10 protein-coding genes and 1 pseudogene are annotated in these 9,934 nt (G+C 61.3%); 5 read left to right on the forward strand and 6 right to left on the reverse strand.

Features of this window, described 5'->3' with window-relative positions; genetic code table 11:
- Nucleotides 1–156: 156 nt before the first annotated feature.
- Together SKC41_RS29390 and SKC41_RS29395 are read right to left on the reverse strand one after the other, a co-directional pair.
- Nucleotides 157–444 (reverse strand): hypothetical protein, encoded by a 288-nt coding sequence (locus SKC41_RS29390; RefSeq protein WP_330981216.1) that lies wholly within the window; start codon nt 442–444, stop codon nt 157–159.
- A gap of 138 nt (nt 445–582) precedes the next feature.
- Nucleotides 583–981, reverse strand: coding sequence for a VOC family protein (locus SKC41_RS29395; RefSeq protein WP_330981217.1), 399 nt, complete (start codon nt 979–981; stop codon nt 583–585).
- Nucleotides 982–1,106: 125 nt separating this feature from the next.
- Here SKC41_RS29395 and SKC41_RS29400 point away from each other — a divergent pair, with 125 nt between their 5' ends.
- Nucleotides 1,107–1,601: a hypothetical protein gene (locus tag SKC41_RS29400; RefSeq protein ID WP_330981218.1), complete on the forward strand. Its 495-nt coding sequence runs from the start codon at nt 1,107–1,109 to the stop codon at nt 1,599–1,601.
- Between the two features lie 84 nt (nt 1,602–1,685).
- Here the strand turns inward: SKC41_RS29400 and SKC41_RS29405 are convergent, their stop codons facing one another.
- Nucleotides 1,686–2,888: an XRE family transcriptional regulator gene (locus SKC41_RS29405; protein WP_330981219.1), complete on the reverse strand. Its 1,203-nt coding sequence runs from the start codon at nt 2,886–2,888 to the stop codon at nt 1,686–1,688.
- 157 nt (nt 2,889–3,045) lie between these two features.
- Here SKC41_RS29405 and SKC41_RS29410 point away from each other — a divergent pair, with 157 nt between their 5' ends.
- A complete protein-coding gene (locus SKC41_RS29410) occupies nt 3,046–3,252 on the forward strand; it encodes a DUF2191 domain-containing protein (protein WP_330981220.1) in 207 nt (68 codons plus the stop codon).
- Nucleotides 3,243–3,665, forward strand: a complete 423-nt coding sequence (locus SKC41_RS29415) for a PIN domain-containing protein (RefSeq protein WP_330981221.1) — start codon at nt 3,243–3,245, stop codon at nt 3,663–3,665. Before SKC41_RS29410 ends, SKC41_RS29415 begins: the two co-directional genes overlap by 10 nt.
- A gap of 202 nt (nt 3,666–3,867) precedes the next feature.
- On the opposite strand, the gene SKC41_RS29420 is transcribed toward SKC41_RS29415, so the two are convergent.
- Together SKC41_RS29420 and SKC41_RS29425 are read right to left on the reverse strand one after the other, a co-directional pair.
- Nucleotides 3,868–5,367, reverse strand: a complete 1,500-nt coding sequence (locus SKC41_RS29420; RefSeq protein ID WP_330981222.1) for a hypothetical protein — start codon at nt 5,365–5,367, stop codon at nt 3,868–3,870.
- 986 nt (nt 5,368–6,353) lie between these two features.
- Entirely contained in the window at nt 6,354–7,361 is a 1,008-nt protein-coding gene (locus SKC41_RS29425) for a hypothetical protein (protein WP_330981223.1), read from the reverse strand.
- A 373-nt stretch (nt 7,362–7,734) separates the two neighbouring features.
- On the opposite strand from SKC41_RS29425, the gene SKC41_RS29430 reads away from it, so the two are divergent.
- Nucleotides 7,735–8,298 (forward strand): hypothetical protein, encoded by a 564-nt coding sequence (locus tag SKC41_RS29430; protein ID WP_330981224.1) that lies wholly within the window; start codon nt 7,735–7,737, stop codon nt 8,296–8,298.
- Nucleotides 8,299–8,949: 651 nt separating this feature from the next.
- Here the strand turns inward: SKC41_RS29430 and SKC41_RS29435 are convergent.
- Nucleotides 8,950–9,588: a maleylpyruvate isomerase family mycothiol-dependent enzyme gene (locus SKC41_RS29435; RefSeq protein WP_330981230.1), complete on the reverse strand. Its 639-nt coding sequence runs from the start codon at nt 9,586–9,588 to the stop codon at nt 8,950–8,952.
- Nucleotides 9,589–9,644: 56 nt separating this feature from the next.
- On the opposite strand from SKC41_RS29435, the pseudogene SKC41_RS31960 reads away from it, so the two are divergent.
- Nucleotides 9,645–9,794, forward strand: a pseudogene (locus SKC41_RS31960) (hypothetical protein); the annotation flags it as partial.
- Nucleotides 9,795–9,934 lie beyond the last annotated feature (140 nt).

Consider the following 9,934-nt stretch of genomic DNA (forward strand, 5'->3'; position numbering starts at 1 on the left):
GGATTTCCTCTCGGCAACGACAGAAACCACTACCCACGAACTGAACAGCATGCGACCCGAAAGACTTTGAGGCATCAGTGCCCCGGCGGGGGAGCGGCACTCGTACCTCAATACTCAATTAATGCCCCAGTATCAGCACTGATAGCTACTGATAGATCAAACGAACTGCACGGGAACAATTTCGGTTCGGGCGATAGCGCGATCGCGATCCGCTACCAGCGCTGTTCTGCGTGGATCGGCCATAAAGCCGTCCATCGCGGACTGAGATGCCCACTCGAACAACTGAATCTCCAGCGGCCGACCCTCGGCACCGTCACTGCGTGCCCGCTGCAGGACCGTGCCGCCATGTTCGCTCACCCACCTCAGCACCGAATCTTCGTAGGCGATCAAGGCCTCCTCCATACCCGGATGACACCAGAGCAACACATAGGACCTCTGCTTCACCACCCGATCCTCGCACGCGATAAAGCCGCATTTCGACCGCGCTACGCACAGGTTCACCTGAACGTGTGCGCTTTGCCGAAAAGCAAGTTGCTGGTGACCATGATTGAGTCCTGCTCGTAGCGGGACGCCACCGTTTGGCTACGAGCCCTCCGGTCCAAGGAGGTCCCATCGGTTCCCAGCAATGTCGAGGAAGACCGCCACACGTCCATACGGCTCTGCGCGGGGCTCGGTCACGAATTCAACTCCGCCGCAGACCATCCGGTCATATGCGACCTGAAAATCATCGACCCGGAGGAAGAGCCCGACGCGGCCCGCGAATTGCTGCCCGATCGCAGCCGCTTGTGTATCACCGTCTGCACGGGCGAGCAGGATGCCAGTTTGGGCCCTGGGCGGACGCACCACGACCCAGCGTTTCGGGCGGCCGTCATTGGTCAAAGCCGGTGAGTCCTCGACCAGCTCGAACCCAAGCAAGTCGACGAAGAATGCGATGGCGGGGTCGTACTCCTTGACAACGATCGCCATGAGGTCGATGCGCATCTGCCGAACATAGCTTGACGACACATAGTCAATGCGCAGAAGCTGCGCCCTCGACTTGACTCGTAGCAAGGTCTGACGTCTGTAAGGGTGTTACCCAACCTTGGCTAGCGGATTACGATTCGTTTATGGCGGATCCGATGATGGTCCCGTTCCTGGTCTTAGCGGTGATCACCGCCGTGTGGGCCGTCCTGCTCGTCTTCTTCGTCGTCTACCAACGACGGTCTAAACGGCAACCTCATTCGACCGACAATGCACGTCGGCCGAGGGTGAGCTGGCAGGTCGGTCGGTGGGACACCGACCCTCGCCATGCCTACGTCGCCAACATGGGGGAGGACACCGCCTACGAAGTCAGCGTGACGGCGCGGGACCGAGTTATCGGGACAGCCCAGAGCGTTCCGCCCTATAGCACCAATCGCCTGTCGTCATCGTCGGGACATCCGTGCTACGTGAATCTCTGCGCCGACGACCGACTCAAACGTCAAATCTTGGTCGGCGCCCACCGAGGAACGCGGAATGCGGAGGTCAGATCTGTTGATTCCGATCGACCTGGATTCGCTGTGCGAGTCAGCTGGCGCTCCGCGCGCGGCGAGTGGTTCACGCAAAACGTCCGCACCGACTGACCGATCCTGAACGGCTGAAATCAGATCGTCGATTACGGGCCGGCGACGAACCGGGCGGGCGAAGACCCGTGACCCATGGCCGCGCTATGGCTGAGCCGCACCGAGGCGATCTAGGGGAGTGCCAGGCAGGGCCGATGGAGTAGGGGTGTGGGCGATCGCGTCGTCGATCGCCGCCGCGATGGCGTTGCGCGGATATGCGGCGGGTGCGTGGTCGTCGAAGTCGTAGGAGGAGTGGACGCCCTCGGGGGCGACGGTGATGTTGACGATGACCGGCGTGGGGAGGTTCAGCACCTCGAGGCGAGCCTTAACAGCGTTCGTGAGGTGTTCGGCGTAGTCACTGTGCTCGCGGCGTTCTTGTGCCGTGAGCGCGTCGCTGAGGTCCGCGATGGCTTCGTGGGCTTCGTCGTAAGCGATTTCTCCCGGAGTGGGAGGTCGGCTGTTCTGGGCCTCGGTCGTTAGTTCGGTCAGTAGCGCGATGTCGGCGGGATCGTCGCCCCAGCCCGCTTTGGCTTCGACGCACAGATAGCCGTTGTCGTCGACGCTGATCCAGTCCACGGCGGCGATGCGCGGGTCCTCGGGGGTGAAGGGGCCAGGGGGCAGGTCATCGGGTTCGGGGATGGCTTCTCCGCGCGAGGCAAGTTCCAGTTCCGCGTCGCGGTAGTCGTCGTAAGAGGTGTCATTGGTGTAGGGCAGGATGCTTTCCACCCAGAAGTCGATGCTGACGGGTTCGGTGCGGTGTTGCAGCAAGTGTTCGTCGTCACCACCGACCGTGGACTGCAGTGTTTCGCGTACCCTCTCGGCCTCCCAGGACCCGGGCCGGCCCGCCAGGATCTGCTCTGTGCTTCCGATGTTCGCCGCGGCGCCCGCTAGGGCGTGGGTGACGAACTCGGCCCAGTCGATCGGCAGCGCCGCGCGGGGGTTCGGATCGGGTTCCCATTGGCCCGAACTGGTTTGGCGCACAGGTTGATTCGTCAGATGGGCAGCTTCGGTCAAGGCGGCGATGGCGTCGTAGAGCACTTCGTTGTACGGGCGGGGATCCGTCGTCTCTGGCGCGGTCAGGTAACCGATGTCGAACAGCGCCGCCGAGAGGACCTGGCGATAGGGTTGGCCGATGGTGCGTGCGACCGCGGCGAGATTGTCACGCTCAGGTAGGCCCCGCACGCCGTTGACTCGCCACAGGCGCAGGTTTTCGCGCGTGATGCCGATACGCCGGGCCAGTTCGGCGTCGCTGACGCCGTGCGTGTTCTTGTACTGGTCGATCAGCTCGATGAGGCGGGGGCTTGCCACACCGACCAGTATTCTCCGACCGCCGCAACCAGTCAAGTAGTGCTTTGCCATACTACCAAGTGCTACTTGACAGTATGGCAACTTCCGTTCTCGCACCCACTCAAACGTGGGTATATACTGAGTCAACATTCGATATATACGGGTGGAGGCTTGATAGGTGACAAAGCGCCTGATCGATCTGGACGACGACCTACTGGCTGCCGCTCAGAAAGAGCTTAAGACGTCCGGCGTATCGGACACGGTGCGCATTGCATTGCAGCAAGCGGCAGCATCTTCTGCTCGCGCACGCCAGGTTGCATGGTTGCGGGCCGGCGGTCTAGGGGAGATGGCTGATCCCGATCAACGTGGTGACGTGTGGCGTTGATCGCTCGGCACCTCATCGATACCAGTGCAGCAGCACGGATGACGCACCCCGAGGTCGCCGCTCGACTTGCCCCACTCATTGAGGCCGGATTGGTCGCGACCACGGCTCAACTCGACGCCGAGGCGCTCTACAGTGCCCGCAATCCTGCTGACTATGAACAACTCTGGTCAGACCGCCGTGCGGCGTACGAATATCTGCCAACCAATGACGAACACTGGCAGACGGCGCTCGGCGCGCAACGACAGTTGGCAAGCACTGGCCGCCACCGTGCTGTCGGCATGGCCGACCTCCTGATTGCCACCCTCGCCGATGCCCATGACGTGACGCTGATCCACTATGACACCGACTTTGAGATTGCTGCAGAAGTACTACCGTTTCGACACCAATGGGTTCTCGAGCGGGGCACCATCTGAGCACTGCACTACCACTACTTCTTCAAATACACTGGGCCGCAACACAAATATGCAGTGCTCTACTGACAACTCTGCATATTCAACTCCTGCATATTGCGCCGCGCCGGACAGACCATGAGAATTACGCCATCCTCTTGGGGTCCGCCGCGGGATTGCGGTGGCGTCATTGATGATCGCAGCGCAAGAGGAAAATGCGATCCGGCTACGGTTCACGCGTCTCCTTGTCCTCCGGGACGGGTTGGTTCTTCCTGTCGACGAGGTACTGCCACACGAGTGCCAGGGCGGGGTACGGTCCCGGCCTGGAGCGGTGGGCGCCGGAGACCAATGAGATCGGCGGGTACACGTCAAACGAGTCCTCACGGCCGAGCCATGCGCGGCTATTGGGGTCGTACACGCTGGAAATCTCGGTGCTGAATTCCATTTCGGGACTGGTGAATTCGAGCGTCCATTCGCTGGCGATCGATCCTCCGGAGACCTCTGCGTCGATGCGTTGGCCATCGGGTCCGCGAAGTTCGAATGATGTCGGCAGGGCTTCGCCATTCGCTGGCGTAGCAGTGATGCCTGCCCAGTCTGTGATTGTCTCCCACACATCCTGGTAAGCATCCCATTCATCGGCGAACCTTTGGTGCCCGCCTCGGGCGGTGGCGGTGTCGGACTGGCGCGGCTGAAGAAGTTTGCCGTCGACGATGTCGGCGTCGAACGGCACTGTGACGATGCTGTCGTACAGCGTCATCCATTCGTGGACGGTGTTGCCGTCGTTGTTGATCACGTAGCCTTCGGCGCGGACGTCGGCGAGGAGCACGACGGTGTAGGAGACCAGGTCGGTGCCCTCGTCCATGACCTGCAGCGAGACGCCGGCAACATCGACGAGTGCGGCGGCCGGCTCGAGTTCGAAAGTGGGGTCGATGATCTCGTCGAACTTTCGCCGGTCGTCGGTGTCCACTGTGTCAACTGCGATGTCGTCGACGTCGATCCAGGCTGGCGGCGGGCCGTGGCGGTCATCTGCCGCAGCGGCCTCGGTGATGCTTTCAAGGAGCTCATCAATGATCAGTCGGCGAGCGGTGTCGACGGAGTGCTGCGGGTGCACGGGAGGCGAGAGCTTGCCGAACAACTGGTGGGTGGTATTTGCAGAAGGAAAGTCACTGTGACCCAACGCATTTACCGCTGGCCGGAAGTCTTTGTAGTTTTTGGTGAGAAATACAATCTGGTCGGGATCGTTGTCGACGCGGCGTAGCGCATCGCGGACGATCGACGCGTCGACCGCGCCGGTGCGAGTGCCATCCTTGCTGCGTCCGCCGGCGCCTTCGCCGAGGACCTGGTCGCGGATAGCGTCGACAGCGCACTGCCCGTCGAGGTCCAGGACCTCGACATTGGGCATTGCGCGGCACAGTTGGTCGATGTGTGCCGCGACGTCACGGGCTGCCAGGGGTGCAGGTGGCTCCCCGGCGATGGTCAGATCGCCCAGTTTCGTGTACGCGGCCTGCAGCTCCTTGAACGCTTCGAAGGCGTGGACGGCCCACTCGTCGATGACCTGCTGGGGAATCCACAGCTTCACGTCCCGGCGTGCCAGGCGGTCGGCGAGTTTCTCGACGTGATCGGGCTTGAAGTTGCCGGCGCCGAAGAAGCATGTGTCGATCACTGCAGCAACGGGATAGATAGGGGCGGTTGCCGGTTCGGGTTCTGAGCCGTCCTGGTCGGTCACGAGATCATCATTGCACTGCGTGTGTCTGGCACGGCGCCGCGCTGGGGGCCGGTGACTGTGCCCCGATGGTTTGTGCCGGGTGCGCAATGGTGCGCGGTATCCCCGTGGGATGCAAGCATCAAGGCATTTTGACCAAGACTAATCGCGGCGACGGGTGAGGGTCACTGCCCGGTCTCAGAGGATCTGGCGGTCGCGTGGTGGGGAGCGCCGGCCTGATCGAGACACGATGGGGCTGGCCAGTCTCATTTGAGTTGGCGGATCGGCGTCGGCGTCTCATCGCTTCGGATCTTGACGGACCCAGCGGCAGCTGATGGATTCAAGGGACAAGATCTGACCGGCTCGTTTCATACGGAATTCCGACCAACTTGAGTGTCCCGCTCTTTTGCTGTGCGGTGTGATACAGCGGTCGCAAACCACTCTCGCCAGGGGCGGCTCGATAGACTGATTCGATGATGAACGCAGAGGTCAGCGAGAATGGCTTCGACTTTTACTTCGACTATGAGGAGTACCCGCCTATCGGTGGTCCAGGAGGTGATCAGTTCGAAGTTTTCGTAACTCGCTATTACGACCGCACTAAGGGTGACGGGTCAGAGCGGTTGCACGACGATGCTATTACCGGACCCCACAAAGCCAGAGGGAGGACCCTGGACGAGGCCTTCCAGAAGTCCGCCGAAAGTGCCCGCCGGTGGGCTAGGGAGCAGCGTTAGCCGAATCGACCTTCGTCGGTTGGGTGTTCGTGCCTTGCTTGCCTCCTTTTCTTCAAAGATTTCCCGAGAACAGCTGACCGCGCTACGTCAACGGCGACCCGGTCCAGCGACCGAAATTCCCTACTGCTTGAGCGGCCGCGGTCAGGGGGATCATCATGAGTGGCAAACGCGGTCAGCGGTGCATCCGCCGAAGCAGTTATTCATGAGGGCAACGCTTTCGGGCGTGGTAGCAAGCTGCGAGACCGAGGGATATCGGTGGAGATTCGACTTCCGAGGCCCTTATGCTGGCAGCGGCGTTGCTTGGACGAGAATTTCTCGGGCGACGGTGATCGCGTCGCGAACGTCGGCTTCCGGCAAGTGAGAACCTGCATGGGTGGCCGCGTTTCGTCGCTCAATGAGCCGAGTCCGATAATCCAGAGGTAGGGTTCCGCCGCACTCGCGTGTCCAGTAACCACACAGTCGGCCGAGCATCGAATGGGCGCGCAGCTCGCCGTCAATATCGGGGTGGCTGGCCGCGGCGAGGTGGGTTCGGATAAGGATAGTGACAGCAAGTTCGGCGGCCAAGCCAGCATCGAGCACTGCCCGCCGGTAATCCTGCCCCATACACAAGGAATTCGCATCGCGAATGAGCAGCCATTCAGCGGGTGGCGGTCCGTGGAGCTGCGCGTGGTCGATGCAGAGCTGCAGTTGTCGGGCGTCAATTGATGTGTAGTTCGGCCACACCACGCCGAAGGAACTTGACCCGACCGGAAGGATTGCGCCGTCGCGGACCGGGTGGGAATGCAGAGTGTAGAGCCGCGACCACAGCGTGGTACCGCTGAATTTTATTCCTGGTTCGACGGGCCCCAGTCGGGACAAATCTTGACCGTGCAGCACTTCGACCCAGGCGCTTACCGCGACCCACCATGCAGACATGGCTTCAGCGATTCTGCGGCCAGTGTCGCGCACGGAGTCGTCGTCTCCGTCGACCGCCAGTGAGATCCCGATCCGGCGGATGTTAGCCGCTTTCGGCGTGCTGAAGTCTTCCGTCCATTTCACGATGCGACCCCAGAACGGCGCCATCTCAGGTCGGCTGCTAAGCAAGTCCTCGCGTTCTGAATAGTGCCACGGGGGCCCCGACAGCTCATCGTGGGACCGACTGACTCCGTCGGCGGATGGCAGCCTCAGAATCAAGGCTTCACCTGCAACGACCGCTGAGTACTCCACCTCGAGAGCCGCGATGTCGACGGTGAACTGGACCGGGCACTCGTAGTAGCCCTCGACCACGCGCGTCTCGACTGGCGCCACACGCCGACCATAGGTCACTGCCTGCTAAATTGCGGGCGCTTTGACGAAGGCGACCGCGGCCGTGATGGCGATCGAGGCAGCGAAGTACGTCAAACAACGATGTGCGGCGATGCTGGAACGTGCCGCCGGGCAGGCTCTCCTGCACCCCTTTTCTCTACGTTAAGCAGCGGCGAGCTCAATCACGCGTTCGCCTCGAGCCGAAAGGAAAAGCTGCCATGCCGAACCCAGCCGTTCGCTCAACGCCCACAACCGGGTTGCTGCGTTGCAATCGTGAGCGGCTCTCGATGGGCGCCAACTTGTCGACCAACGGCCATGAGAAGCCAACTTGGTGGAACGTCATGACTTTGGACAAGCCTTGCGATAGCTTCCGCGAATGACACAGCCACCTGCCAAGCGCTCTATTCGTTCAACTGCACGATTGCGGTTACATTCCAGCACGCGCGGTGAGGCGGTCGATTTGGACGACGAAGCGCACGAAGCGGCACGGCAGCAGGCCGAAGCCGAGCGCGCCGAGACCGAAAAACAGCCGCATCGATGGACTTCTATTGCTGGATTAGTCGTGGCGGTCGGCGTAGCGGCTGCAGCCAACGTAACGACGCTCGTCGTCGCATTCAACGGGCAGACCAATGCGAGCATCCAATCAGCAAAGGAATTTCGCCGTAATCAGCAGCAGACTCAGTTTGTGGATTTCATTAACGCAGCCTCAGCCTTGCAGGACGCAGGATTCAAATATCAGGGAGCAATAGCCTTCAGTGTCGTCAATCAAAAAATTGATGACAATGCCGCGGAGCCACTGAGGAAAGCTGCTGAAAGCCAGTTGAACACCTTACGTACCAAGCTAGCTGCCATCAGGCTAGTCGGTTCGTCGCTGACAGTCAGCGCCTCGATCGACGTAGTGAACGGCGGGACAAATGTCTACAACCATGCTTTGTCATAAAGTTTGAAACTTAAAAACTCGAAGGATGTGGACCAACCTACACTTGAGTACACGGACAGACTTACCGCGAGCATAAATCTCTTCGTGAAATACGCCAGGCAGGATATTGAAGCGAATTCCTAGTTTCGTGCAGCGGATTGCCGGTAACCCGCCCTATTCGAATCGGCCGTATTCCCAGCCGGGAGAAGTGGCCCGCCGCAATCACCTGCTTGGTGTTGGCGACGGGTGTTGCGACAACTTGCGAACGCGAGGGTGCGTTTGGTCTCGAGTTTCACTGGTTGTCAATCTCATTGCTGGCGTTGACTATCCCGGCTACGAGGGTAGTCGCTATGGCTATAGCCATGAACGCTCCTGCGTCCCCTAAGGACGACCATGGACAACATCGCGCCGGGTCCGGGCGCCATTGTCGGTCCGCGATAGACCGGGGAGCGTCGCGCCCCAGCGTGCGGCGTTACCGACCGGTACCGGGTACCCGAACGATGCGGCCAGAAGCTGTTGGGTGGCGGTACGTACCGCCGAGTTATCGGCGAACGGATCGGACGCGAAATATATTGGTGCACAACACAATAACGAATAGTGAGCCGGTTACCGGTAACCCGCCATATTCGATCCCGCCGTATTCCTCCCGCATGATGGGCGAGGGGAGAGCGGTCAGGCAGACTGCAGCCGTTGGCGCAACGCAGGCAGTCCAGGCCCGTCGAGGTTGTCCAGCAGTGCGGTGCGGCCGCTAACGGCCATCATCAAGGCTGACACGGGCCCACGGATTTCTGCCCCCTTACCCCAGGACCGATCAATGTCGGTGCCGCGCAATGAGATGCCCCGCAGTCGGCCCAGGGGCACGAAGCCAAACGGCCATAGCCCGGTCAGGAAATCCAGCGCAATCCCCACCTGTTCGAGGTCGGGCGCAAATGGGAGGCTGAGGGGAATCCGGATGTCGCCGCCATGGATCAAGATATCGGCGAAGGGGGCCACCGGCCCGAACACCGGCGGACTTAAGCGGTAATTGGCGCGCTGACGCAGCATGGTAACGATGTCGGCGGCCGGCAACTGCGCACGACGGCATGCGAGCTCATCGATCGCGCGGGCCAGGCTGCCGCGACGCAAAGCCATCGACATGGCCCCCGACAAACCATCGGCCACAGAGCCGGCGAGATGCGCGGCCACGGTCTTGACATCCCAGCCTGAACACAGGCTGGGCGTTGCCAACTGTGCCGCGTCTAAGCCCTCGATCAGTGTCGCGATCTGGCGCCGCTCGTTCGCGACCGCGGTGAAGACACGCTCGCGGTCCAATCGCACAAGAAAGACTCTAGGCCGAACTCAGGCCGGCGCCGCTACGCTGCTGTTTTATGCAGGAGACGCGCCTCGACACCGCCCGGATCCGTGCGGCTCGTCGGGCGATCGACCCGATTTTTCTCGACACGCCGCTGTACCGCTGCGAGGCGCTGGAACCCGACCTCAGGTGCACGGTGAGCATCAAGCTCGAAACCGCGAACCCAGTCCGCAGCTTCAAGGCGCGCGGCACCGAGGTCGTCGCGAGCCAGCTAGCTGTAGGAGGACAGCACGTTGGTGACGCCGGTGGTGAGTCGTGATGCTGGTGGTTGGCCGTCGGCGGCAGAGTGTGGTCGATGGTAGTTGA

This window comes from Mycobacterium sp. 050128, from assembly GCF_036409155.1.
Lineage (GTDB): Bacteria > Actinomycetota > Actinomycetes > Mycobacteriales > Mycobacteriaceae > Mycobacterium.